This window comes from Enterococcus sp. C53 (assembly GCF_040887425.1).
In the GTDB taxonomy this organism is placed as follows: Bacteria; Bacillota; Bacilli; order Lactobacillales; family Enterococcaceae; genus Enterococcus_B; species Enterococcus_B hirae.
This window is the reverse complement of sequence record NZ_JBFOFT010000002.1, coordinates 413,584-438,816: the sequence shown is the minus strand read 5'-3', so window position 1 is coordinate 438,816 and position 25,233 is coordinate 413,584. Positions and strand designations below refer to the sequence as shown.

Below are 25,233 nucleotides of genomic sequence, written 5' to 3'. Positions count from 1 at the left end.
TTCTGATTTTATTTATGATCGATCAAATGATCCGATCAAATTCTTACAGTTTACGAGCAAAGAATGATACGACCAATACAAGAATGATTGCACCAATCAATGATGGAACGATTGCCATGCCCCCGATACTTGGTCCCCAAGTGCCAAGTAAAGCTTGTCCGATCGCTGATCCAACTAGACCTGCGACTACGTTAGCAATGATTCCCATTGAAGAACCTTTATTTGTAATAGCCCCTGCAATTGCTCCGATAATACCACCGACGATTAATGACCAAATAAATCCCATTTTAATTTCCTCCTAATTTCTTTTACTAACAATCAATTACTGAACACGTGGTTCAGTGTTTTCTTTCACTTTTTGTGTTCCTTTATTCATAGCTGCTTTTGCTTTATCTGTTTGTTTTGAAGCAAATTGACCAGTTGATTTAGCAGCATCTGTCACTTTGTCTTGGACAGTTTCTTGATCTTTTGCATATTCTTCTTGTGTTTTGATATCAACTACATTCACATTCACTTCGATTACATCTAAATGTGTCATATCATTCACTTCACGGCTGATCAAGTCTTTAATTTGATCATAGATATTTTCAATATCTTTTCCGTATTCTACAACTACATCTAAGTCAACAGCTACTTGTTTTTTACCAACTTCTGCATTGATTCCTGCTGTGACGTTATCCGTGTTCACTAATTTTTCAGCAATGTTTGAGAAGAAACCGCCATCTAATGTTAATAAACCATCAACATCTTTCAAAGCATAACCGATGATTTTTTGAATTACTTTATCTTCGTAAGTTAATTCTCCACGTGAAATATGGTTATTCTCAGATGTCATTGTATTTGTGTTTTTGATTTCTTTGTTTTCCATGTCCAGTTCCTCCTAAGATTTAAAAAATTGATCAAATATTTTTGTTTCTTTCAAATAAAAACCAATGCCTGCACCTATAGCAGTCATGATTAATATTAGAAGTGTTTTAAAAAATCCAACTGTTATCCATAAAACAGCTAACAGTAAGCCAAGTCCCCCGAAGATAATAGGGAGCTTGTACGCTGAAAATATCTCTTTCATGATGGGCCCCTCCTATTCTACTCGAGCGTGCTTGTGTGCATTACTGTCATAATCTTCAAATCCACTATAAGTAACAGCTACAGCGATGTTTTGTTCAGTACCAAGTACTCGTGCCACTTGTTGTTCAATGTCACGCATCAATTCTCCTGTTTTACCAATTAAAGAGGATGTTCGTTTTAAATCCCCTTTTACATGGACATTGATTTTATTTTTTGTTGAGCGTACTCGAACTTTTGGTGAACCAACAAATTCTTCTTCATGTAATTGTGATCGCACAAGCCCTTCGATTGCTTTCTTGTCTAAAGTCAGTTTTCCATCTTTTTGTTTTAAAACAAACGTCCCTTTGGATTTTGGATAGAAAAGAACAACTAATAACAAAATAAGCACAAGTATAGCAAAAACGACAGCTGTCCAAAATAGATATTGTTGCACGTAGTAGTTCGTTATGACAAAAAATCGAAAACGTTCCAACTGTTCTGGCATCATATACGGTGCGTTGATCAACGCGATCCCTAAAAGCACCGTCAGCAAGAATAAACTTGCAAGAATACCGACGATCTTCCACCCTTTATTCATTCTCCACCTCCTACTTCTAATTGACCGTGATCACACATGTTATTTACAAGATTCAATAGAAAGCGCTACCATGCCATGCTAATACTAATAGCCTTTTTTCACTTTCTATGACAATCATTCATAAATAACGTTTCCCTACAATAGACTGTGTTGCCTTTTTTCTATTGGGTATATTTAAAGGATAGTAGTCTACATTAAAAAATGCAAAGATAATGCTCAGTTATTATTACAAAAAACTATCAGTTGCTATGAAATTTTTCTAATATTTATCGTTTCCTACTCTCTTTTTTCTTTCATATCTGTAAAAAACAGATAAAATTTCTTTCCAAATATCTTTTAAATGAATTATACTTAAGTAAAGATCATTTGAAGAAATGGAACGCTTTAGCCATGTTTTTGAAAAAAGGGGTGTTGTGAGATTATGGTAAAGAAAATAATTTATGCTCTAATAACTACCTTAATTTATTTAATCGTTTCTAATGCAGGGAATTTATTTTTTGGAATTTCAAAAGAATTTAGTTGGACAACGACATTATGGGAATCTTTTTTCTTTTTTATATTTGTTTTGCTCTTACAAAATTATCGAAAAAAATAAGTCTTAGGGTCAAAATAGCAACTACTATTTTTGATCCTAAGACTTATTCGTACAATGAATTCTTTTTATTCCACTAGTATTTCGATTTCCAAGTTTATTTTTCGATTTGTTTCAATGCATCAGGTACTTTTGGTTCATAAATAATTCCTGTACACATTGTTCCTTTACCTATAGCTTCTGTAGCAACAGCAACAGCAACAGTTGCTAAAATTCGCATATATTTTAATTTTCTTGAGCTAATTTTTTTTAACATTTTCTTCATCCTTTCTTTTTTGAACAAACATTAAAAGGGTTGAGATCATCATGCCTAACAACAGTAAGGTACGAATACGGTTACTTGATTGAACCCCACCAAAAATAGTTAGGAACAAACTGACCACTATCATCTGGCTCTTTCCATTTAGCAAAGAACTTTTCGCCGATTTTTGTGCGATCACTATCCCTTTGAACCACAAGATCAAGCAAATCATGAGACTGCAGATCACAAAGCTGGCTCTTGTGACATCTACAGCAAAAGTAGTAACTAGATATGGTAATAAGACAAAGAAAAATAGACTTAAGACCGTACATACATTACTATCTCTTGCATGGAAATTTTTTGTTGTTCTTCTCATTAGTGTAAATGCCAAATGGGTAGTTAAAACCGGCAGAATAATATGAAGACACCCAGCTAAACAGTAGATAAAAAATATCTTTGAACTAATTACCAGAAGAACAGCTAATCCATATTCCATTTTTGCCAAGTCAATTTCTGACAATTGTAATTGTCTTCCTATCCGCTTACTAATTGTTTTTGAAACTTTTTCTTCTAAAGATATAGATTCTTCCGACATTTGATCCGCTCCTTTTCATCTATATTATATTTGTTTTTTTATAAGATAGTTGGTTTTATCAAAAGTGAACGTTATTTGATCAAAAGTGCGGAATACCTGGAGATGTAATCAACAACTGGTTAATTTCTTGAACTGATTTACTACTTTTTTTAAATGACGAGTAGAAACTAAACATTTTGCTCCATTGGCCATAGTGATCACTCGTTCTTTTTTATTGATTTCTTTCACATTCATCAGATTAACTACATAAGATTGATGGCAACGACAAAATACCTCATACATACTTTCTACTTCTTTGATCTTCCCTATATACTCAATTCTGCGGTTATCTAAATAGACGATCAATTTATGGGGTGTTGGACTAGATTCAAAATAAAATATTTCATCGACATATAACTTTACATCAACTGGACCATTCTTAATCCAAATTTGGGGTCTAGTTTCCAGATTTGTATTCAAATAGCGTTCAACTGCGACGTCAATACATTCCGTCACTCTCTTTTGAAAGGTATCCATATTATCTTTAACGATGTAATCTAATGCTTCAACTTTGTATAAAAAAGTTAAATAGACTAAATCTGTATAAGTTGTCACAAAAATGATTTTTGCTGTTGGGTCGTAATCTCTGATTTTTTTTGCTAACTCGATCCCATTTAAATCCGTTTTTAGATCAATATCCAAAAAATAGATTCCTTCTGTTTTATGTTTTGAAATAAACGACAAGATCATCATTGGATCATCCGTAGCAAATTGGAATTGAACATCATAGTCTTTCATCAATAAATAATTTGTAATCATCCGAGTAAGCTTATTTCGATGAGCAATTTCATCATCACAAACAAATATTTTTAACATTACTAGCCCCTCATTCCACTAATCGTTATGATTTGTATAAAGCGATTGTTTTCAATTTTTGTTTCTAAAAAAACATTCTCGTTCAAATGAACAAGCTCGTCCAGATTCGTTAGACCTAGTCCTTGATTTCCTTTTTTAGTAGTAAAATTCACTTTTTTCAATTCATGTAATTTAGGAATACTCGAACGACATTGATTCATTAAGACAAAAAAACAATTTTTGTCTTCCTCCATAATAGTCAATTCAATTTTTCCCTTTTCTAAAAAGGCTGATTCTTCAATTGCATTATCCAGTATAATCCCTAGCATACGAACAAGTGTGACTGTTGAGATAGCGATATCCGTAATGGGTGTTGGAATCATTACGTTTACTTCGACACCCTTTTGGCTAGCCACGTATAATTTACTCAAAATAATGCTTTTTATCTCTCTAATTTTAAGATTTGAAATCGAAGCAATTGGGAGATTGTTTTCTTCAAAAATCGTTTCAGTAGCTTTGATACTTTGATAAAAATACTTTTGCAGCCCTTCAATATCCTTTGTTTGAATATAATCCTCTATTGAAAACAAAATATTCTTATAATCGTGTTTAAATTTTCGTAATGCAAGATAGTTATTTTCGATCTGTTCACTGTATTCAATCAGGTGACGCATTTCTTTTTGCTGCTCTCGTGTTTCGAATTCTTTTTTCTTGATAAAAAGTAGTACATAATAAATTATGGTAGACATTACACCATAAAGAACCGTAAATAATTCATTACTGATAACTAGGAATCTTGCTAAAACAGAAAAACGATCACTACAAATGTTAATAAAATAAATAATAATCGTAAAAAAAACAACGATGGCCGCTATTTTTAAAGTCGTTTTATCCCTAACAATCTTCGGTATGACCATTTTTTTAGAAAAACAGTAACGATCCACAAACAACCTGTTCCTAAAACAGCTGTAAAAAAATCGCTGATATCCCACTCTAAAATTTTATATAGATATTTGGCTGTTCCATCAATGAATATGTAGAAAAATAAAATAATCGAAGGATAAAATATCGCTATATCAATGTTTCGATCAATGATATAGATACTTAGACATAACCCAGCCCATAAGATAACTGTCGCAATGATATTGATCCATTGATATAAAGCAATATAAGCGATTACACTAATAAACGAAAACAATTGAAATTTTTTATTTGATAAAAGATTCCTTAGATAACCAAGAGCCATAAAAACAGTGTAAAGCTGACCAATCAAAATTAGGATAAATAAACTTTCTTCATTTAATTTCATTTAAACTTCCCCTAACAACTTAATAATTTTATCTGAATTTTTTATCCATACTTATATAACAATTTATATTAGCGTATTTTGTTTCTCCACTCCCCACAACCAAACAAAATAAAACAATTAGTTATTTGTACACCTAATTTTAATAACGAAAAATAGGAATAAATTTCCCCAACCAATCATGATCTTCGTTGTTATTTGTGATTTTAGCATATTTACTTTAGATTTGGGAGGGTATAAACATGATAATGATACGTTTTTCTCCTTAAAATTTCTGTTATTTAAAACTATCGTAAATGTAATCTAAATTAAATATCTTTTTTGCAAATGATATGTTATAATTAATCTATTGCGATAAATATTTTATGCGAGATTTTGATTTGTTTTGATGAAATTTAATCCCACTGGCGTAACTTCAGGGTTACAAGGATGTATTAGTGGTTAGGGAATACATTGTTTAAATGAGAAATAGTCCATTTTTAGTAATAGTTTTACAGCTTTAAAATATAATATGATTCGTTAGAACGCCTTTTCTTTATTGAAAAAGGCGTTTGTCCATCCTTTTATTTATCGCTTATCGATAAATAATTATTGATAATGAACAAACCTCATGCTATACTAATAAAAATTTAGGAGGCATTTTATGAAATCCAAACTGTTCTTTATCCAATTAATCGTTTCTGTTTTTTGTTTTGTTCCCCTTCTCTTGGGAACGCTATTAACTATTCAATTGAGTACAAATCCTACAAATCCATTTAGCAACTGGCAAACTACACTATTTATTCTAGTTCTTTACCTAATCCTTCTAGTGACTTTGTTGCTCAATTTCTTCCTGCTCCGCTTAGTCAAAACCTTCCCTTCAAAGGAAACTTTTACTAAAAAGAGTCTAAAGCTTATCAGTAAAATCCGATCTTGCCTTTTATGTATCACGATCCTTGCATTTGGTATTTTGCCAAAATTTTACCAAATAGCTGATATGAGCGATAGTCCAGGAATCCTACTCATCGCTTTCGTCTTACTCTTTATCCCTTTTTTTATCTACATCCTTTCAAGCATTTTGATTGATTTACTCAAACAAGCCATTTATTTAAAAAATGACTATGATTTAACAGTGTGAGGTGTCGAATGTCTATTATTATCAATTTAGATGTCATGTTAGCCAAGCGAAAAATGAGCGTGACCGAACTGAGTGAAAAAGTAGGTCTTACGATGGCTAATATCTCTATTTTAAAAAATGGTAAAGCAAAAGCGGTTCGGTTTTCTACGCTCGATAAGATTTGCGAAGTTTTAAACTGCCAACCAGGTGATATCCTCGAATATCAAGATAGAAGCCAAATGAGAGAGTAGCTCATTTCTTTAGTTGAGTGACACCAATGAAAGCTAACTACTTTCTAATCAATCTGAAGACCGACAAAAAAGCCCACGTCAGCTGTAATCTAGCTAACGTGGGCTTTTTAATAACTGATTATCTTATTTTTTAGAATTTTTATTTGCTTTTCTTTTTCTCCAAAACAGGATGATTCCCGCTAAACTAACAATCAAGACACCTGATACAGTAAAAACCGTATTTTTTGTTTCATTGGTTTTTGGTAAATTACCATTTTTTGCGCCACTTGTATTGTCTCCATTTGAGTTCTTTTTTTCTGAATCTGTTCCTGTGATCTCTTTATCTTCAGTCATGCTATCTTCTGTACCATCTTCTAAAGCACCATCCGTCCCTTTTTCCACCACTTCATAAGCCGCTTCAGTTTCAGTAGAAAAACCACCATAGGAACGGTCAGCTTTCACGACTAGTTTAGCAACACGATACCCCAAAGAAGAAGTATCGATTTCTGTTTCAGGATCTAATGCAACCGTATAAGCAGTTTTCGGCAGCTCTTTGCCATTGACTTTAACTTCTTTCAAAAGATTTTTAAGGTCCACACGTTTCGTATCGATAACTATTTTCGCTTCTGCTGGTGTCACGGTAAAATCTCCTGTTGGTTCAAACCCATATTCAGTCACATTGTAATACGCATAATTGGAACCATAAGTGTAATTTCGCTCTTCTTCTTCTGCCATCAAGACATTCCCACTTGGATCGGCATGATACACTTTAATTTGATCTCCCACCGAAACTTTTAATGGTTCCCCACTATTGAATCGATTAATCGATTGTTCAATTGTTTGCGTACCGCGAACTTCGTATTTATATTTACTGCTGTTATTTGTAAAAACTTCAATCCCATAGTAAATTTCCATGTCATCATATTCTGTGATACGGTTCGATAAGTCACTTCCGTCTTCTCCCTGTAATGATTGGAGTTTGATTTGTTTGTTTTCTTTTATCAAACTGTAGGCACCTACAGTATCGCCATCTTGATTTTTTAGTTGGATCGTACTTCCCCACTTCATTTCGTAAGGCACTTCCACTTCTGTAGAGGTCACCTCATCTGCGGTAGACAATTTCACTTTTAACATTTTCTGTCCAGTGGTATTTGTATCAAAGTCAGAAACTTGTTCGACATCATATAATGTCGTCTCTAATTTTTGACCATTGAAAGTGACATTTTTAATCAAATCCATTCCATCAATGTCACTGGTATCTTCGCCCAAGGTAAATTCATGCGAAACTGTTTCAGCCTCCATCTCAGTGATCGGTTCAAATTCTTGATTGGCTACTTGATAATAGGCATAATTTGAACCCGCTGTATAATTTTTCGTCAAGTCATCTCGCATCAATAAATTATTCTTCGCCTCTGCATGATAAACTTTTACGATATCCCCTTCTTCAATTGACAACGGCTGTCCATTATTAAACCCGTTAATGGCCTGACCCACAGTCATGTTTCCAGTCACATCATACTGGTATTTTATTTGTTCCGATAATCGAGTCGTCGGATCTAAGCCCATAATATTTTCAACGGTTACACCAGAACCTTCCTTCGGTTGATTTTCTGAACTTGCTACTACCTCGATCCGATAGTAAATATCGCGACCAAAAATGTTATTCACATGATTGGTTAAGACGGTGGAATCATCCCCTTTGCCAGCTTGGATCGTCCACTCTCCGTCTTGTTCCACAATACTATAAGCGCCCACATTCTGGTCATCTAACCCTTTAAGCAAGAAGGTACTTCCCCAAACCACTTCGTAAGGAACATCCAATTCGATATCTGCTGTCTCATCCGCTGTCCTCAGTTTTAATCTGACTTCCTTTTTGCCCACAGTTGCGGTATCTAATTCAGAAAGTTTCTCCACTGTATAGTCTTCATTCGTAACGATTTCGCCGTTGATCGATACTTGTGCTAACAACTGACTCAAGTCCGTCGTTTTAGTATTCTCCTTTAATGAGAATGCTTTGTTGGAGCCAACAGCTTCAATCACTGACATCGGCTCAAAACCATAGGAGGTTACTCGATAGTAGGCATATTGAGAGCCATAGGTATAATCTTCTTCCATTTCATCTACCATTAACACTGAACTACCTTCTGAACGTTGTGGATGATACATTTTAACGACATCACCAGCTTGGACATTTAACGTTTGTTTCGTCCCGAAATTGTCCATTACCTGTTGGAGAGAAGCACGTCCCGGTACCTCTTGTAGATAAACAGAACGACCATCTCGCAATACTTCAATGGAATAATAAAGTGAAGAATCGGTACTAATCGGCGCATTGAGATCGGTTTTTAATCCTTGGTTTAAGACTAATACACGATTCGTACTGGAAGTCCCAGAATGTAATGAAAAGGCTCCGGCTGATTGACCATTTTGAGCTTTCATCAAAATCGTATCGTTCCATTTAACTTCATAAGGAACCTCGATTTCTTTTGAAACGAGTCCATCTTTCGTATCAATACGCACGTTGATCGTTTGTGATCCTGCCACCGAAGTATCAAAATCACTCATTTGTTTGACTGTATATTGATTACTTCCCACTGCCGTTCCATTAATCGTAATGCTATTGATCAACTTCGCACCATCAACGTTACTACTATCTTCACCTAAGATAAATTCTTGAGCCATCGAATCAGCCGCAACCGCTAAAATCGGTTCCAAGCCATGGTCAGTGACTTCATAATAGGCATAATTGGAACCAATCGTATAGTCCTTGACTAATTCATCTTTCATTAAAAGATTTTTCCCAAGAGGATCGGCATGATACACTTTGATCACGTCGCCATTACTGACCGTCAACGGTTGCCCATTATTGAATCCCTGAATGGATTCACGAATCAACTGATTACCTGCCACTTCATAACGGAACTTGCTGGTAGCTCCTTGTAAAACTTCGATAGAATAGTAGGTATCACGCCCAAAATAATTATCCACCGGATCATTTAAGTTTGTGCCGTCCACTCCTTGAGAAGCTTGGATTTGCCATTGATTTTGATTCTTCAATAAACTAAACGCACCAACTGTCGCCTCTTTCAAACCTTTAATAACAAAAGTGTCTCCCCACTTCACTTGGTAAGAAATCTCAATGATTTCAGAAGCCAGTTTATCTTTTGTCGTGACTTTGACCCGCGTATTTCGTTTACCGATCGTGCTGGTATCAAACTCATCAAGAGGTTCTACTGTATAAAATTCATTGTCCGCTACCCCACCGTTGATCCGCACATTTTTTACTAGTTCATTCAAATTCGTTTGCTTCACGTCTTCGCCTAAAACGAACGCTTTTTCCGCACTTTCTGCCGTCATGACAGGTGCTGGATCAAACCCATAAGGAGTCACGCGGTAACGAGCGATCTCCGTACCATACGTAAAATCATTTTCTTTTTCCTTAATCATCACAACCGAAGCATTAGGTGTCTTGCTTGGATATGTGATTTGGATAATATCATTCATTTGTACCGTAGTGTTGTTATTAGCATCTCCATAATCATTCATGATTTCTTGTAACGTGGCACGTTTCGGCACCTCTTGTTTGTAAATTTCATTGCCATTACGCAAGATTTCCAAACGATAATAAAGACCAAATGGATCGGTCATATCGCCAACTCCTTCATTTAAAGGAGACGCAATGCCCTGACGAATCGATAGCGTAGCTGGGGCATTATTAGAATTGCTACCATCTAACGCAAAAGCTCCGGCGGAATAGCCATCAACCGAACGTATTAAGATGGTATTACCCCATAGTACGTTCACGGTAGTAGTTCCAGATCCTTTAATCATAACATTAGAATTAGGATGCTTCGCTTGCACAGTGATGCGTACTTCATGGGTACCAACCGATTGAAATTCAGTCTTGGACGATTCGTTCGCAACAAACTCAAGATCATCAATCGCTACAGGTTCCCCTAACAGTGTTGCCTCTTCAATATAGTTTTTAAACGTATTGGCTAACGTATCAGACGACTCCACCAAGGTTACGGTACGATCCTCAATCGGTTTTAATTTTAGTTGTAACTCAGGATGTGGCAGCACTCTCATGGTTATTGATTTCGTTATTTCTCGGTTATCAGAGGTTCTTACTGTAGCTTCCCACTTATGTATTCCTGCTGTCATTGTATTTGGGTTATTAGACCATTGAAGCGTATAGGATCCTTCCGTGGTTACCTCAAAATAATCATTGACATCTGGCAAAAGAGAATATTGATAGATTTCACCTGCTTCCTTTTTTACTGTGAGCAGAGATTTAACTGTCATCGTAAATGTTAGTTCTTTTGACCGACCTGTTTCATCTTCCACTAATACTTTAACGTTTTGATTTCCTAGTTTATTTGTATCTGGTTTTGTTATCCATGTATAAGTCACTTTTCCAAGGCTATCTTTCACCTCTACATAATCTTCTGGTTTAGGAGAGCTCTTTTCTTCGACCACATGAGGACCATCTTTTACCTCTGCCTTAAGCGTTCCTTTACTTTTAGGAAAATCAACGTTAAACGTCATCGGAACATAACGAGTAGTATAAGCTACCCCATAATCATGATTGATATTACTATAAGGGAACTTACTTACTTTGAATACTTCTTTTTGAGGAATAGCTACTTTTAGTCGCGTAAAGGTAACATATAAATTATTATCTGAAGGTGCTACATAATAAAGTCCATTAGCTTGATCAGACGTTGTAATTTTCATTTGCCAATTTCCAGTTTCTGATTCACTAGTAACATAAAACAAGGCATATGTACCTCTTAAAATATTTAGAAGAGTGACTCTATAATTACTAGAGTTTTCCCAGTTCTCCCAGAAATCACTGAACTCACTAGAAATGATTTCAGCTCCATTCGTATTCCCACCTAGAAAGACGCCAGGAATTTTATAAGTAATTGTATCGCCTACTTTAAAATCATCTGTCGAATTATCTATCATAAGATTCAACTTTTTAGAAAGAAATTCATTTACAGCTTTTCCAATTTCTTTTTCTGAGTCAGTAGATGCCGCTATAATGTCAGCTCCAACAGGTATTGGTAATTCAAATGTCGGATTAGCAAAACTTTCAATTGAACTTTTTATTTTATTACTTTCTGTTGAATCAGCAACTTTTTTGTCTTTCTCGGTGTTTTTTTCCTTCGTGCGTTTCTCGTCTTTTTTTACTTCTTTCTTGGTCGTAGTTTTCTTTTCATTCATTTTTGAAATTTTCTTGACATCAATACTTTCAACTGAGCTTAACATCGAAACAGCTTCAACAACTGTCCCGCTGGTTTGTCCAAGCGCTAGCGCTAATATTAATGTACTATGTAATAACTTTTTTCTGGTTTTCAATGTACTCCTCCTTTTAAGGCTATATCTTTAAATGGCAATAGAAAAGTAATGTCTGTTTTCTCATAAGAAAGACTCCTTTTTATGCCATACTTATGTTTGATTTCTTCCTTTGTTTCTGCCAATGTAGTAAAGTTAAAACGTTATGTTTCTTAAGTTTTTTTTCTTTTCTCCCAATTCGCTCCTTTTACGTTTATTTTTATGGAAAAACTTCAATAAAACCCTACTTCTTAAGTTTAATGTGAATCACAAGAATATGTAATGTCACTTTTTCACAATGGACAAACACTAAAAGACAGAAGCTGTTTTTGTTATGTAAAACATTTTACTTACCATTAAAAAAGGAGCCTTAGCCAAAAATAGAAGAGACCGAGACAAAAACTTGTCTCGATCTCTTCTATTGACTCTATAAATAAACTAATTTTTAGTTGCTTCGCTTTCAACTACTTAGCGACTGAACGAACAGCTAATTCGTGCTTGAATCAGTTGATTATTGGTTATTTTCTTTTTGTTGCTCAATTGCTGATTTGGCTTTTTCCGTTTGTTCAGATGCAAATTCTCCTGTGGCTTTTGCCGCATTTGTCAATTTATCTTGAACTGTTTCACTGTTTGCTTCATATTCTTCTTTTGTCTTAATGTCGACAACATCGACATTGACTTCAATGACATCTAGATGTGTCATTTCATGAACTTCTTTGGCAATGATTTTTTTGATTTGTTGGTAAATTTCTTCGATGTCTTTGCCGTATTCAACAACGATCTTAAGATCAACAGCGACTTGTTTTTTCCCAACTTCCGTGTCAATACCGGCTGTTACATTATCAGTGTTGACTAATTTTTCTGCCACGTTAGAGAAGAAGCCACCATCAGCTGTTAATAATCCATCCACTTTTTCTAAGGAGATGCCTATGATTTTTTGAATGACCTTATCTTCATATGTCACATCACCATTCATAGATTCACCGTTTTCCGTTGTGTTTTTTGGATCTTTTGCTGGGGCTTCTGGCTTAGGTGGTGTATGCCCTGGCATTGGAGGTTTTGGCTGATCTCCATGATGTTCTTGTGGTTTACTAGAATTTTCATGTTTCCCTTGTTGTCCTGATTGTCCTTCGTTTTCTTTTTTATCATGAGCCACTTTGTTTTCAACGTTGGGTACAACCGGATCTGGATGTGCTGAAACGGGTGCTGTTTTATCTTTAGCATCATGAACACCATTTGCATTGTTCGGTGTCGTTGGATCTGGATGTGCAGATACTGGTTTGTTTTGGTTGTTTGTTTTGTTGTTATCCATAATAGAATTTCCTCCTAAGATTTATGATCAAAAATTTTTGTTTGTTTTAAATACATTCCGACCGCCACGCCAATGATCGCCATAAGGATCAGCAACAAGGTTTTAAAGAATCCCACTGTAATCAATAGTACGGCGAGAATCAACCCAATTGCCCCGCAAATGATCGGAAGCTTATAAGCAGCAAAAAGTTCATTCATTTGTGCCCCTCCTTATTCCACACGAGCGTGTTCGTTTGTTTGATATTTATTGGTAGGTGCTTGGTAACCTGTATACTTCACCGACACTTTTACTTGCTCATCTGTGCCGAGTAACTGTTTCACTTCTTTTTCGATTTCATCCATCAATATTCTTGTTTTCCCGATCAATGAAGAAGTCCGTTTTAATTCACCTTTAACTGTAACTGCGATCTTATTTTTTGTGGCTTTGATATTAACCTTAGGTGAGTGAATGAATTCATCTTCATTTAAGTGTGAACGAACCATACCTTCAATCGCTTTTTTATCTAACGTTAATTCGCCGTCCCCTTTTTTCAATAAGAAGGTTCCAATCGTTTTCGGATAAAAAATGACGATCAATAATGCAATAATTAGTAGAATCGCTAAGCCGACTGCTACCCAAAAAATATATTGCTGCATATAGTAATTCGTTATTGTAAAGAAACGGAATCGTTCAAGCATCAATGGTAAAGGATAGACCGCACTGATCAAGACGACAAATAGTAGAATAGACAAAAGTAGCAGAGAAAAAATGACACCAATTGTTTTAGTCCCTTTATTCATCCTGGCACCTCCCATTTTTTATAAGTTGATAGCTTCCCCACCAGTTACACCATAAATTTGTGCAGTAACGTAGCTCGCTTTATTTGAAGCTAAGAAAACGTAAACTGGAGCTAATTCTACTGGTTGGCCGGCACGTTCAAGCAAGCTTTGTTGGCCAAATTCAGGAATAGAATCTTCCGGTTGTCCTTCGTCTAACTGTAGTGGTGTCCAAATAGGACCAGGAGCTACTCCATTAACACGAATGCCTTTTGGTGCTAATTGTTTTGCTAAGCCAATTGTAAAGTTTGCAATAGCTGCTTTCGTGGAAGCGTAATCTAAAAGATGTTCACTTGGATTGAACGCTTGAACAGAAGTAGTGTTGATAATTGCCCCTCCTGCTGGAATATGCGGAACCGCCTCTTTAACAATCGCAAACATCGCTAAGATATTCACCATGAAGGTATCTTTCACTTGTTCTAATGGAATTTCTTCAATAGCCGGGCAAGAGATTTGTTGTCCCGCATTTAATACTAATGTATCTAAGCCACCTAATTCACTGACAACTTTTTCAACGATTTCTTTAGGCGCTGTTTCGTCTCTAAGATCATATGGTAGTAAGACAACTTTTCGTCCTGCTTTTTCAATATAGGAAGCTACTTGTTTGGCATCTTCTTCTTCTCCTGGGAAAAAGTGCAAGCCGATATCTGCCCCTTCTCTTGCAAAAGCAATAGCTGCCGCGCGCCCGATCCCTGAGTCTCCGCCAGTAATCAGAACACGGCGATTTTCTAGTTGATTTGATCCTTCATAAGATTCTTCTCCACAGTCAGGAACTGGTTGCATTTCTTTTTGTAATGCTGGTGTATCCTGGTCTTGTTTAGGAAATTCCTCAGTATGGTAAAGTTTACGTGGATCAATTAATTTTGGTTCTGTCATGTGTATCCTCCTCATAGTTTGGTAATTTTTTATTTTGTATAATCTTTTCGGTAAAGATGGTAGCCTACAGCTCCTGCAACAACGATCGAGCCAAAGATAACTAATAAAAAGGCTAAGCCAGAGCTTTTACCAGGTAATCCGCCAGTATTCATCCCCCAAATCCCTGCAATCAATGCTGGAACAGAGATCACTAATGCCGCCGAATCAAGATATTTCATTAAATGATTCAAATGATTGTCCATCATTCCATTAAAAAGATCCCCAATACTTTCTAACAAGTCACGATAGATCAAAATCATTTTTTCTGTTTGTCTTTGTCTCAATTGGATGTCATAAAGTAGACGAGCATCAGCTAATTTCTCAACAAAATCTTCTGATTGCCATAAGGTATCTAAAGTCTCTTTTTGATCTCTCAACGTATGGTCAATATAAACAATGTCCCGTTCTAAATCCGCTTGCTTATATAGTTCTTCGTTTTCCGTCGTTTTACGCGCTTCTTGATCGAGGGAATCAATCCTCTTTTTCATTTCTGTTAGTTCTTTCACGTAATGGGTATAGATGTTCAAGACAGAATATGCAATAAGTGTTTCAAAAGAATTGATCTTATTCCCATGTTTTGCTAATACTCGATCAAAAAAGTCCGTTTTTTTATCGATACAACTAATCAATAACTCATCCGAATAAATAAACGAAATAGGCATTAATCGATTCTCGATTTTCTGCTCCTGGTTGGACAAATTCAGTAGCACTAAGGAAATCGGATGGTTCAAATTCGTCCCCACAAGCTCTTCAATTCTTGAAACTTCTTCTGGTAGAGAAGTTCCAACAAAGATATCTTTTGGTAAACGATACTTTTCAATCACCTGTTCGATTTCCTTAGTGTCACTACTGTCGATCACGAGCCAATTATAGTTGTTTTTGTCTGTCGTTATTACTTTCTCTTTTCCAATAAAGTAATAGTCCAGCATGATCAATCTCCCTTTCTACAAAGGATGTTAGCTAAAGAAACAGTTGCTTAATTTAATGTTACGATCCAAGACAACAATCTCATTTTCTAAAGAGAAACTGTTTAATTGGTGGTCATATGCAAGATTCAAATGTCTACCTAAATAAGATTGCTCTAATTTAGATGTGTAGATTTCCAGAGTGGGATGTTCGATTTTATTGACGTATTTCCCAAATTCTACAAAGAAAGGAATAATCTGGAAAAAACTGCCTTTTGCACAAGCCCCTTTATCTCTTAAAAACGGATCTGAAGAATCAATCAATGCCAAAGCGATTTTTGAATCTTTTCCTACTTTTTTTGTCAATGCCTCCATCGCATGTTTTGTCATCGTGATTTCCATCATCATCATCTCCTTCAGATTATATATAAGTTACGACATTTTTCCTCAGCGGCTCACTTCTGTGTTACGATTGATTCTGGCATAAAGTGGATATTTAGGAAATTTTGCGACACAACGGAAAGCTGTCATGTTTGCATATTTATCGTAGTATTTTTTAGTTGGCCCTTCAAAATCTTTACTCCATGGTTTAACATGACCAGAGAAGTGGATGATCGATGGATCTTTACGTGTTTCTTCGTATTCCTTTTCTCCTTGTGGCGTTGGATGTTGCTTCGCTTTTGCCATGATATACCCTTGAGCATTCCATTTTGGATGTAATGGAATCCAACGATCATGTAAAATTGCATTTAACGCATCTTGATCGTGGAAACGTAATTTTTCAGGATTTTCTTCAATGAATGTTAGAACTTTTTTAGTAATGTCTTGTTCTAACCATTTTTCAACATTGATGAGCATCAATCCAGAATTAAAGTAGCGTGTTGATTTTGCTGGGATCTCCATTTTTTCTAATCGTTGGTGGAAACCAGCATCTTCTACGGCGGCCAAGATCGCACCGTTAAATTCAAGATCCCATAATGGTGTAACATCTTTTACGGTAATCATGTCACAGTCCATATATAAAAGACGTTCGACATTTTTTCCTCTAAATAACTCAGGAATAGCAATACGATAGTAAGCAGTTTCCGGAATACGATCACTTGTTACTACATTTTCAAAGAATTTTTTGTTGATCTTCAAGAATTCCACCTCTGTATTCATACGAGAATTCTTAACAGAGAAACGTAATAATTGTTTGCTTTCATTATCAATGTTGTCATCAATGACATAAAATCGTACAAAAACTTTTGGATCACTATTTTCTAATACTGAAACGAACAGCGCCGCTAGATGAGGCACAAATTTGGTATTACAACTTGATACGATTGCGATTTCTTTTCTTCTATTCATTTACCTCTCCCACTTTCTTTAAAACGCTATGCGCTAATTTTTTTAAATAGACATTTGTATATGGATGATCTTTTAACGTATTCCATGGTTTGTCATGCCCTGTGAAATGAACGATCGACGGCGATTCATTTCCTGCTTTGTATAATTTTTCATACGCAGCATCTGGAGCAGGATGACGTTCAAAAATCAAGGAAGTCTGCATATTCCATTTTGGTTCTAATTGCTCCCAGTCTTCATAAAGAACTGCATTTAAAGCATCTTGATCATGGTAAATAATTCGATCACCATTTTCTTTTAAATAATTGATTGTTTTTTCAGTGATCATTTTTTCATTCCAACGATCAATGTCGATAACCATCACGCCAGAATTAAAATAATAAGCATCTGATTCAATTCCTAACCGTTTCAAAGCTTTCGTTTGACCTGGATCGATGACAGCTCCAATCGTTTTACCATTTAATGGTTGATCATATAAATGAACGATGTCATCCAGTACTAAAATATCTGAATCTAAATAAAGCACTTTTTTATAGTCGTATTTAGCTAAGATCTTAGGTAAAGATATTCTTAAGTATGCTGTAGTAGTAATATGGTCACTTACTAGGAAATCTTCGTAGACATCTTTATCAACTGTTAAAAATTGAATCGTTGCATTGTCTGAATGTTTTTTAACCGTTTGTCTAAGTCCTTCTTTGCTATATTCAGAAATACCGTCGTCAATGACATAAAAATAAATGTGTCTTGTTTTAGTGAAGTTTTCCAGTACAGTGGCAATCATCACGCTTAAGTAAGGAGCGTAATTTTCATCTGAAGCAGTTACTACCGGAACGATACCTTGTTTCATCTCCATTAAAATCACTCCTTTTTCTAATCTTTTTCTAACCTTTTCTATATCCAGAATATGCCTCAATAAACTTTAAAGCAAAAGATATGCTTCATTTTCATTGAATAATTCATAAAAATAAACCTTTTTTATCGAATTGAAAACGTTAACTTAATCGTTTTTCTGCCTATTTATTCAATTATAGGATTTGAAATACTACCTATATATGTCGAATGAAAACTAAGAATATTTTTTGAAAAAATTCAAAAACACAAAGCATTTTATTTTTATTTTAGGAAATTCTCATTTAACCTTAGAGTAAGCAATAGATAAAGGGAGCGAATAATATGAAATTAGCAGCAATTGATTTAGATGGTACTTTACTCGATCGGAATGGAAAGATACCAAAAGAAAACATCGAGGCACTTCAAAACTTTGATCGACATGGTGGGATCGTCACGATTGCGACTGGTAGAAATAGCATCTCTGCTAAAGATGTATTTGAAGAACTTGGGATCGGCGGCTATTTGATTTCATCTAATGGTTCTTTCGTGGCAAAGATGATGAAAGGCGAGATCCTTCACGTATTGAAACGTTCTAAAATTGAGCTTGCTACCCTTAAACGGGCCTTCTTCTTAGCACAAGAGGCAAAAATATCAATTATTGCTAGTCGAGAAACTCAAGATGATCAATTAACCTTTGATGAGTCAAATTTGGTGAAAGATGATCCCTACTACCAACATTTCAATTTACAAAATCAGACATTTGCTGAAATCACTAAGTTATTAGAAGATCCATCTGTCAGCTATTTAAAATTGGCATTAACAGATAAAGATGAATCAAAATTGCAAAAACTGCAACAAGATTTAAAAAGTGAAGGGATTGATTCCGTCTTTTCAGACCCCCATTTTTTGGAAATCACACCTAAAAATGTAACAAAGGCTCACTCATTAATCTTTTTAGCTGAGACCTTGGAAATCGATCCTCATGAGATCGTTGCCTTTGGTGATCAGGAAAATGATATTGCGATGCTAAAAGTCAGTGGAACAAGTATTGCGATGGGAAATGCACAGAAACAGGTAAAAAATATTGCGGATGAAGTAACCAAAACAAATGAAGAAGCTGGTGTAGCGTATATTATCAACAATTATTATTAAGGTTTAAGGAGGGAGACAAAATTGTTAGTAATCGTCGATATGCAAAATCATATTCTAGATCCTGAGAGTAAATATTATGTTCAGCACGCAGATAAGTTAATCAAACAAATCCACTCACGTTTAGAAGCTGCACGTAAAAAAAACGAATATATTCTTTTTACCAGAGATATACCAGTCGAGCGAAAAGAGCAGGATGAAGAAGGCGAAGATTTGCAAATCATTCCTACACTTGCTCCTAAAGAAAATGAAAAAGTCGTCAAGAAATACTACTTCACGATGCCACCGGAAAGCTTACTTGAGATTAAACAAGAAGCTTTTGACCAAGATGAAAAAGAAAAGCACATTGAAGTCGTTGGTACAGAAACGAATCTCTGTGTCTTATCGAATACCATTGCTTTACAAAGCGTATTTCCAGAAGCTGATTTTTTAGTGGATACAGCTTTTGTTTCTGAAAACAAGCATGGCGATCAAGTGCTAAAACTACTCAAAGATTTTAATGTTGAGTTGAAGTAACCGAAAATAAAACGCCCACAACATTTAACTTTGTGGGCGTTTTATTTCGTTATTTACTAAAGGCTTTTCTTTGTTCGTACTATCTATTTCCTAAAATTTGTATTGATCGTTCCCTCACTTTGTGGAAAGTAACGGTTAGGATTTTTTTACTACTAAACTTCCTATAGCGTTTATAAAAAATATCAAATGAGGTTCCCCATCTCCAATAAACAATAGTTGAAACGTCAGTTATTAGTCATTTCTAAAAGCATGCAACTTTTTAAAATAAAAAAACAATGATTATCTAATCATTGTTTAAAGAAACGAGCGCTTTAATATGTACCCTGTAGGACTCGAACCTATGACCGGACGGTTATGAGCCGTCAGCTTTAAACAACTGAGCTAAGGGTACAGTAAAAATTTCAAGATATAAAAATAACTTATATCTACTATAGCATGAATAAAAATCCGAAACAAGCTTAATTAATAAAAATCCAAAAGTATTCCATTAAATAACAAATATTTTATTTTGATCAGACGATTTCCAGCTCTTCCCCTCCCTCTTCACCACAAATGCTCTATCACTTGGTATATGAATTGCTTGAATCATTTGTTTTTTCAAACACGTAGCATATTATTTGTTCTGTTACTCGGAACGTGCTATCTTGTATTTGGGTTGTTTTTTTATTCTTATGATTATTTAAGTCGTAATCACTTTTCGAAGTGTTTTCCACCTCTTAGTGTAAGTGGTTGTTCGTTGTTAACCTACGACTGAAAATCAATGATTATTTAAATACGAAATCTATAGGAGTTAGTACTATGATAACATTGAGTCGACTTATTTTTTTTATTCCTACCTTAATTCTTATCCCTATTATTTGTTACTTAATCAACTGGAACAAGGAACGCTTAATTTTAGCGTTTTTTACGTTACCAGCAATCTTTTTTTCATATAAAATCTTAAATTATCAGTATTTTGAACCAGACCAATTATTCGTGGCAGAACTGATTGGTTTGATTCTAGCCTTGTTATTACCAATTGCTTATTTGGTTTATTTAAATAGAAAGCATTGATCGATGAATTTATTTGAATGACAAAAGGAGCGAATTTATGAGTATTGAAGAAGCGATTTTATTAGATACACTACGCTGTCGGCTGGATTATCTCCGAAAAAAAAAGAATTTAACCGTTAAGGAAGTGGCTGAACAAACCTCACTCCCGTTGGAAACTTATCTACAATTAGAACAGGGAAAACGTTGTCCGAGCGCTATCGATCTAATTTTTATTGCGGATTTTTATAATGTATCTGTTGACTATTTGATCGGACGATCAGAAAAACCAGACCGTGTAAATTAAACCATCTAATCTAAATGAAAGAGAGTGAGTAAATGCGCTTATGGCATGAAGAATTAATCCCTTTGCTTCCTAGAAAACAATTATTAGGTCAACATAGAGAATGTTGTGCATTAAGAGGTAATAGTTGGGGAAGAAAGCATGCAACAGTTGATTATGTCTTCCAACATTCCCCTTACAAGCTTTATCAGTATCACCAACTTATTCTTACTGAAATGAAAAATCGCCATTATCTTCCTTCTCCAGAATGGTCTGTCCCGGAGTACCGTGGGAAAGCCTGTGATCCTTATACTAATCTTTCTCCTCAAAAACAAACTTCACCTATTTATCCTGAGCATGACGAGGACTACCTGATGATCTGTTTAACAAACCTTAAACAAAAAGGAATTGATTTAATCCATATAAAAGCTATGGATTCTTAAAAGTTCATCAGATTTTCCTCATTTATTGATTCAAATAAACGCAATGAATATGAGAGTATGAACCTTTTCTCACTCTCATATTCATTATATTAGGATTCATTTAAACTGTCTGACTGACACATTCATTCGTCGATCACGATTCTTCGCTATTGAATAGGGAGAGGCCCGTATCCCTTCCTCAATAGTATTCACTTGAGCGGCAGAGCAGCATTTTTCTTTACTAAGAAAAAACAAAAAAACTACTCTAATGAAAGAGTAGTTTTTATTATGACAGTATTAACCTTTTACGATGTTTACTGCTTGAGGGCCACGTTGACCGTCTTCAATATCAAAAGTCACTGCTTGACCTTCGTCTAATGTTTTGAAACCGTCACCTTGGATAGCTGAGAAATGTGCAAAAACATCATTTCCATCTTCAGCAGTGATAAATCCAAAACCTTTGTCTGCGTTAAACCATTTTACTGTACCGTTATTCATATATATTTCCTCCTAATACGTATCAACGTACGATTTTATTGCAATAAATTATTGATAGGCAAAAGGAGTCATAAACTAAAATAGTTAGCTCAAATTACGTTTCAAAATAGATTACTTACTTAATATAGCATAGATAAATGAGAAACACAAGAATAAACCTCTACTTTTTTTATAGTTTTTTAATTTAAGCGAATAGGCTATTTCTATCCTGTTTATCTTATCTTCTATATAAAGTTAAACAATCCTTAATTAGCAAAGTTTTCTTCTTTATGCTATAATAATAAATGGAATTTCGTTATCAACGTTTCGTTGCCTTTCGCAAGAATTTAAGAAAGGAGAATGATTATGACATTCTATAACAAAGACTTACAATATCGTGTAACTCTAAATACTGATTTGAATCTATTTGTGGTATTTGATAAAACAAATGAAAATCGAGTAGCCACTGGAGTGACGATTGAACAAGCAGTGCAAGAATTGAAAAAATCCGCATAGGAGTGAAAACCCCAAATGAACGATTACAGTTCTAGTTCACTTTAAAAGCACCTATTCATTCAATGGTAGGTGCTTTTTTGTCGTCTATTTACCTCACTTTATTCAGTTCTCTCCTTAACTTATTCCGCCATTAATGAGTATACAATTAAAAATTGGACAAGGTAATACAAAACTCTTTGTCGGTTATATACTACGTGCTATTATCTAAATTATGCAAAGGCTGTATAAGGATGGGTCATATGATTACGATGAGTAAATTACTGTTTGGATCCCTTTTATTGGTATTATTCTTTTTTTGTCTCTTTATACAAAATGGAACAAATATGACATACTAATGCTTCTCTCCTCTTTTCCGTCTATCTATTTTATGATCCAAATTTTAGAATATTCCTATAGTCAACCTGTTCAATTATTCGATTTCTATCTTAAAGGACTCGCTTTTTCCACCATCTTCTATTCCATTCTTGTTTTCATTATTATCAAAAAGAAGAAATAGCTCACTTGTTTTAATGACAAGAATATTATTTTTCACTTTTTAAAATCTGTAACTACTGGCATTCTAACAGAGAAAACTATGCAAGGTGTCCAGCGATATTCAATCGATGTAATAAAAATAATCTTACAGCCTAAAAAACTAACCTAAACAAAATTAGTAAAAAATTTTTGGAACGTCTGCAAAATAACAAATAAACGGTGCTCCAGCATCAGTTCTTCAGACAGGATAAATGTTGAACGTCTACCAACGTTTCATTTTTTTATCCTGTCTGAAGAACTGATTGATGCTTTTGCTACCGTTTTCGTTTGACTTACGTCACGTTTGAGCTTTGGCACTATGCAACGTAAAGTTTGCACTTAGCTACCTTAAGAAAAGCCTTGCTATCGACAATCCCTGTTCTACCCATTGGCGTCTCTCGACATTTTTGGGCAGTAGCTTATGTTTACATAGAAGCCTCACCTAACTATTTGAAGATATTTAAATGAAAATCATCAACGACACTAAAAGTCCAAAAAAGCCGACTACCGGAATCATTCCCCAAGTTACAAAGGTTTTATCCTTAGCAAGCTTAGAGTACCTCTGGTCATTATCCATTTCATTCACCTCATCTTTCTATTCTTAATAAACCATATTAATGATTTTTTGTCAAAATTTCATTCGTGAATCCTAGAATTCGTATTTGGACAATCCCCTGCTAATCTATTTCTCCATCAAATTGCGTCAATGCTCCATCACATGGAATAACTGACCAACAAAAAAATCTAACCAGTACATGCTCCGGCTAGATTTAATAGTTGATTTTGAATCAGACTTTTTATCGTCTCTTTCATTTTTTTAAAAACTAATTTAATTCGTCTACTTTATTTTTGATTTCTTTAGGAATCTTTTCTTCTGCAATTACTCTAGGAGAACTTGTTCTTTTGTCACTGATGTCAGCTTGCACGTAACTACCTGGTTTCAATGGTTGTGGTGCTTCTCCACTCACACTAAATGTTCGTTTGGTTGCTTTACCATCAGCTTTTACAAAAGTCACGTCATAATGGTAACTATATTCACCCGCAATGATTTTCCCATCGCTGTTCTTTGATTTCGTTTTTTCTGGCACTTCTGTTGGAATCTTAGTGTATGCAGTAGTTGTTTTATACGTTTCGCTATAATATTTGTAACCGAAAAATCCTCCAACTCCTAATAAAATTAATACAATAACCCCGAATATTCCCTTTTTCATAAACTCACCTCATCAATAAATTTAACTTATTTTATCTTTTTTGAGCTTTTTTTCCATTTATTTATCTTTCAAATTTGTCACATAAATGACATTAACCACTTATCAATAGATGCTTATCATCTCCTACATTTTTTTTATAATCCTACTTTTCTATTACTTTCTCGATACCTAACATAATCTTTCGAATAATAAAAAATAACAAATTTTATAATTACATATTTTCAAATCAAACACATCATGTTACTATATGTAAGTAAAAAATGAATATTCTTATTTGATGCGAACTGTTAGGTGTTTTTTTTGAAGCTTTTCATTTGTGAAAAACTGAATATTTGGTAGTAAAGATGTCTTAATAAATGAAACATAAGATATCTATATTTTGGCGACTATCACTACCTGCCATTAAGTGGGAGTAAATTAGAAAATTATTATGGAGGAAACAATGGTTAAAAAAAGTGTTAGGGGAAGATGGCAAACGTTACGTAGTAAAGGAGAAAAAGCCATTTTATAAAAAAGTTTGGTTTTGGGTACTAGCAATCATTCTTGTAGCAATAATTGGATCTGCACTGGGTGGCTCAGATGACAATAAAGCAAGTGATAACGGCGGAGAAAAAGTGACAAAAACAAGTTCTACTAAAGAAGCTACATCAAGCTCTTCTTCAAAAGAAGCGCAAGAAAGTTTTTACCAAGTTGGGGATACTGTAAAAGTTGGCGATGCTGAGTACACATTAAACAGTGTGGAACTTACTGACGAAAGAAATCAATTTGCAGATGAACAACCTGCTCAAGTAGTCAAGATTACTTACACAATTAAAAACAATGGTCAAAATGACCTTCCTGTAGGAATGGATGTAGAAGTTTATGGCTCAGACGATAAAAAAGCTTCTTCTTATCCAAATGACAATACAATGGGATCAGTTGCTCCTGATAAAGTAATGGATTGTACTGCTCATTTTGGTCTGAATCAAACTGGAGACATCGAAATTCAGTTTAGTCCATTAGTTTCTATCGAAAAAGCGGCTAAATTTAAAGCAACAGTCTAGCAAGACGTGTTTCGCTTACAGTGAAGAAGCTCTGACATCTCTCTATTCGGATATATTGATTATGAAAAAA

The 25,233-nt window shown here is 34.7% G+C and carries 29 protein-coding genes, 1 tRNA gene and 1 riboswitch; of the genes, 9 read left to right on the top strand and 21 right to left on the bottom strand.

What is annotated here, in order from left to right:
• Positions 1-43 precede the first annotated feature (43 nt).
• The 9 genes from AB3I42_RS04930 to AB3I42_RS04890 all read right to left on the bottom strand — a co-directional run bounded on the left by AB3I42_RS04930 (position 44) and on the right by AB3I42_RS04890 (position 5,216).
• A complete protein-coding gene (locus AB3I42_RS04930; protein ID WP_010719097.1) occupies positions 44-286 on the bottom strand; it encodes a GlsB/YeaQ/YmgE family stress response membrane protein in 243 nt (80 codons plus the stop codon).
• Between the two features lie 36 nt (positions 287-322).
• Positions 323-835, bottom strand: a complete 513-nt coding sequence (locus AB3I42_RS04925; protein ID WP_223603608.1) for an Asp23/Gls24 family envelope stress response protein — start codon at positions 833-835, stop codon at positions 323-325.
• Between the two features lie 45 nt (positions 836-880).
• Entirely contained in the window at positions 881-1,069 is a 189-nt protein-coding gene (locus AB3I42_RS04920; RefSeq protein ID WP_010719095.1) for a DUF2273 domain-containing protein, read from the bottom strand.
• A 12-nt stretch (positions 1,070-1,081) separates the two neighbouring features.
• Positions 1,082-1,645, bottom strand: a complete 564-nt coding sequence (gene amaP / locus AB3I42_RS04915) for an alkaline shock response membrane anchor protein AmaP (RefSeq protein ID WP_010737641.1) — start codon at positions 1,643-1,645, stop codon at positions 1,082-1,084.
• Between the two features lie 689 nt (positions 1,646-2,334).
• The gene (locus AB3I42_RS04910; RefSeq protein ID WP_181914491.1) at positions 2,335-2,493 is read right to left on the bottom strand and encodes a cyclic lactone autoinducer peptide; all 159 of its coding nucleotides are present in this window, start codon (positions 2,491-2,493) and stop codon (positions 2,335-2,337) included.
• Complete coding sequence (locus AB3I42_RS04905) at positions 2,477-3,073, bottom strand: accessory gene regulator B family protein (RefSeq protein ID WP_181914490.1); 597 nt, start codon at positions 3,071-3,073, stop codon at positions 2,477-2,479. Before AB3I42_RS04905 ends, AB3I42_RS04910 begins: the two co-directional genes overlap by 17 nt.
• A 108-nt stretch (positions 3,074-3,181) precedes the next feature.
• Positions 3,182-3,928, bottom strand: coding sequence for a LytTR family DNA-binding domain-containing protein (locus tag AB3I42_RS04900; protein ID WP_034867095.1), 747 nt, complete (start codon positions 3,926-3,928; stop codon positions 3,182-3,184).
• A 2-nt stretch (positions 3,929-3,930) separates the two neighbouring features.
• Positions 3,931-4,851, bottom strand: coding sequence for a sensor histidine kinase (locus tag AB3I42_RS04895; protein WP_368022351.1), 921 nt, complete (start codon positions 4,849-4,851; stop codon positions 3,931-3,933).
• Positions 4,785-5,216: a hypothetical protein gene (locus AB3I42_RS04890; protein ID WP_228012159.1), complete on the bottom strand. Its 432-nt coding sequence runs from the start codon at positions 5,214-5,216 to the stop codon at positions 4,785-4,787. The genes AB3I42_RS04895 and AB3I42_RS04890 overlap by 67 nt, the downstream gene beginning before the upstream one ends.
• Before the next feature lie 640 nt (positions 5,217-5,856).
• On the opposite strand from AB3I42_RS04890, the gene AB3I42_RS04885 reads away from it, so the two are divergent.
• The gene (locus AB3I42_RS04885) at positions 5,857-6,330 is read left to right on the top strand and encodes a DUF2975 domain-containing protein (protein WP_034867092.1); all 474 of its coding nucleotides are present in this window, start codon (positions 5,857-5,859) and stop codon (positions 6,328-6,330) included.
• Positions 6,331-6,338: 8 nt separating this feature from the next.
• Positions 6,339-6,560 (top strand): helix-turn-helix transcriptional regulator, encoded by a 222-nt coding sequence (locus AB3I42_RS04880; RefSeq protein WP_081123468.1) that lies wholly within the window; start codon positions 6,339-6,341, stop codon positions 6,558-6,560.
• A gap of 123 nt (positions 6,561-6,683) precedes the next feature.
• Here the strand turns inward: AB3I42_RS04880 and AB3I42_RS04875 are convergent, their stop codons facing one another.
• From AB3I42_RS04875 to AB3I42_RS04835, 9 genes are all read right to left on the bottom strand, one after another.
• Complete coding sequence (locus AB3I42_RS04875; RefSeq protein ID WP_368022349.1) at positions 6,684-11,903, bottom strand: LPXTG cell wall anchor domain-containing protein; 5,220 nt, start codon at positions 11,901-11,903, stop codon at positions 6,684-6,686.
• A 487-nt stretch (positions 11,904-12,390) separates the two neighbouring features.
• On the bottom strand, positions 12,391-13,191 hold the full coding sequence (locus AB3I42_RS04870; protein ID WP_034698113.1) for an Asp23/Gls24 family envelope stress response protein: 801 nt from the start codon (positions 13,189-13,191) through the stop codon (positions 12,391-12,393).
• 14 nt (positions 13,192-13,205) lie between these two features.
• Complete coding sequence (locus AB3I42_RS04865) at positions 13,206-13,388, bottom strand: DUF2273 domain-containing protein (RefSeq protein ID WP_010719084.1); 183 nt, start codon at positions 13,386-13,388, stop codon at positions 13,206-13,208.
• Positions 13,389-13,400: 12 nt separating this feature from the next.
• Positions 13,401-13,970 carry an alkaline shock response membrane anchor protein AmaP gene (amaP, locus tag AB3I42_RS04860; RefSeq protein WP_010737652.1) on the bottom strand — a complete coding sequence of 190 codons (570 nt, stop codon included), beginning with the start codon at positions 13,968-13,970 and terminating at the stop codon, positions 13,401-13,403.
• Between the two features lie 18 nt (positions 13,971-13,988).
• A complete protein-coding gene (locus AB3I42_RS04855) occupies positions 13,989-14,882 on the bottom strand; it encodes an SDR family oxidoreductase (RefSeq protein WP_010719082.1) in 894 nt (297 codons plus the stop codon).
• Between the two features lie 29 nt (positions 14,883-14,911).
• Positions 14,912-15,850 (bottom strand): magnesium transporter CorA family protein, encoded by a 939-nt coding sequence (locus tag AB3I42_RS04850; protein WP_010719081.1) that lies wholly within the window; start codon positions 15,848-15,850, stop codon positions 14,912-14,914.
• 27 nt (positions 15,851-15,877) lie between these two features.
• Positions 15,878-16,228 (bottom strand): iron-sulfur cluster biosynthesis family protein, encoded by a 351-nt coding sequence (locus tag AB3I42_RS04845; protein ID WP_010719080.1) that lies wholly within the window; start codon positions 16,226-16,228, stop codon positions 15,878-15,880.
• A gap of 45 nt (positions 16,229-16,273) precedes the next feature.
• On the bottom strand, positions 16,274-17,176 hold the full coding sequence (locus tag AB3I42_RS04840) for a glycosyltransferase family 8 protein (RefSeq protein ID WP_010719079.1): 903 nt from the start codon (positions 17,174-17,176) through the stop codon (positions 16,274-16,276).
• A complete protein-coding gene (locus AB3I42_RS04835; RefSeq protein WP_181914485.1) occupies positions 17,169-18,026 on the bottom strand; it encodes a glycosyltransferase family 8 protein in 858 nt (285 codons plus the stop codon). Before AB3I42_RS04835 ends, AB3I42_RS04840 begins: the two co-directional genes overlap by 8 nt.
• 320 nt (positions 18,027-18,346) lie before the next feature.
• Here AB3I42_RS04835 and AB3I42_RS04830 point away from each other — a divergent pair, with 320 nt between their 5' ends.
• Positions 18,347-19,156: a Cof-type HAD-IIB family hydrolase gene (locus AB3I42_RS04830; RefSeq protein ID WP_010737655.1), complete on the top strand. Its 810-nt coding sequence runs from the start codon at positions 18,347-18,349 to the stop codon at positions 19,154-19,156.
• Between the two features lie 21 nt (positions 19,157-19,177).
• Positions 19,178-19,669, top strand: a complete 492-nt coding sequence (locus AB3I42_RS04825) for an isochorismatase family protein (RefSeq protein ID WP_368022348.1) — start codon at positions 19,178-19,180, stop codon at positions 19,667-19,669.
• 317 nt (positions 19,670-19,986) lie between these two features.
• On the opposite strand, the gene AB3I42_RS04820 is transcribed toward AB3I42_RS04825, so the two are convergent.
• Positions 19,987-20,060: transfer RNA gene (locus AB3I42_RS04820), tRNA-Ile, on the bottom strand.
• A 407-nt stretch (positions 20,061-20,467) separates the two neighbouring features.
• On the opposite strand from AB3I42_RS04820, the gene AB3I42_RS04815 reads away from it, so the two are divergent.
• From AB3I42_RS04815 to AB3I42_RS04805, 3 genes are read left to right on the top strand one after another with little or no spacing between them, the layout of a single operon-like run.
• Complete coding sequence (locus tag AB3I42_RS04815; protein WP_010719075.1) at positions 20,468-20,722, top strand: hypothetical protein; 255 nt, start codon at positions 20,468-20,470, stop codon at positions 20,720-20,722.
• Between the two features lie 37 nt (positions 20,723-20,759).
• Positions 20,760-21,005, top strand: coding sequence for a helix-turn-helix domain-containing protein (locus AB3I42_RS04810; RefSeq protein ID WP_010719074.1), 246 nt, complete (start codon positions 20,760-20,762; stop codon positions 21,003-21,005).
• A gap of 32 nt (positions 21,006-21,037) precedes the next feature.
• Complete coding sequence (locus AB3I42_RS04805) at positions 21,038-21,424, top strand: TIGR02328 family protein (protein WP_368022347.1); 387 nt, start codon at positions 21,038-21,040, stop codon at positions 21,422-21,424.
• 276 nt (positions 21,425-21,700) lie between these two features.
• On the opposite strand, the gene AB3I42_RS04800 is transcribed toward AB3I42_RS04805, so the two are convergent.
• Entirely contained in the window at positions 21,701-21,901 is a 201-nt protein-coding gene (locus AB3I42_RS04800; RefSeq protein WP_010719072.1) for a cold-shock protein, read from the bottom strand.
• A gap of 345 nt (positions 21,902-22,246) precedes the next feature.
• Here AB3I42_RS04800 and AB3I42_RS04795 point away from each other — a divergent pair, with 345 nt between their 5' ends.
• Entirely contained in the window at positions 22,247-22,396 is a 150-nt protein-coding gene (locus tag AB3I42_RS04795; protein WP_010719071.1) for a hypothetical protein, read from the top strand.
• Positions 22,397-23,197: 801 nt separating this feature from the next.
• A riboswitch (M-box (ykoK) riboswitch) is annotated at positions 23,198-23,366 on the bottom strand.
• A 367-nt stretch (positions 23,367-23,733) separates the two neighbouring features.
• Here AB3I42_RS04795 and AB3I42_RS04790 read toward each other — a convergent pair.
• Positions 23,734-24,120, bottom strand: coding sequence for a DUF1093 domain-containing protein (locus AB3I42_RS04790; RefSeq protein ID WP_010719069.1), 387 nt, complete (start codon positions 24,118-24,120; stop codon positions 23,734-23,736).
• Positions 24,121-24,575: 455 nt separating this feature from the next.
• Between AB3I42_RS04790 and AB3I42_RS04785 the strand changes: the two genes are divergently transcribed.
• Positions 24,576-25,163 (top strand): DUF4352 domain-containing protein, encoded by a 588-nt coding sequence (locus AB3I42_RS04785; RefSeq protein WP_010737658.1) that lies wholly within the window; start codon positions 24,576-24,578, stop codon positions 25,161-25,163.
• Positions 25,164-25,233 lie beyond the last annotated feature (70 nt).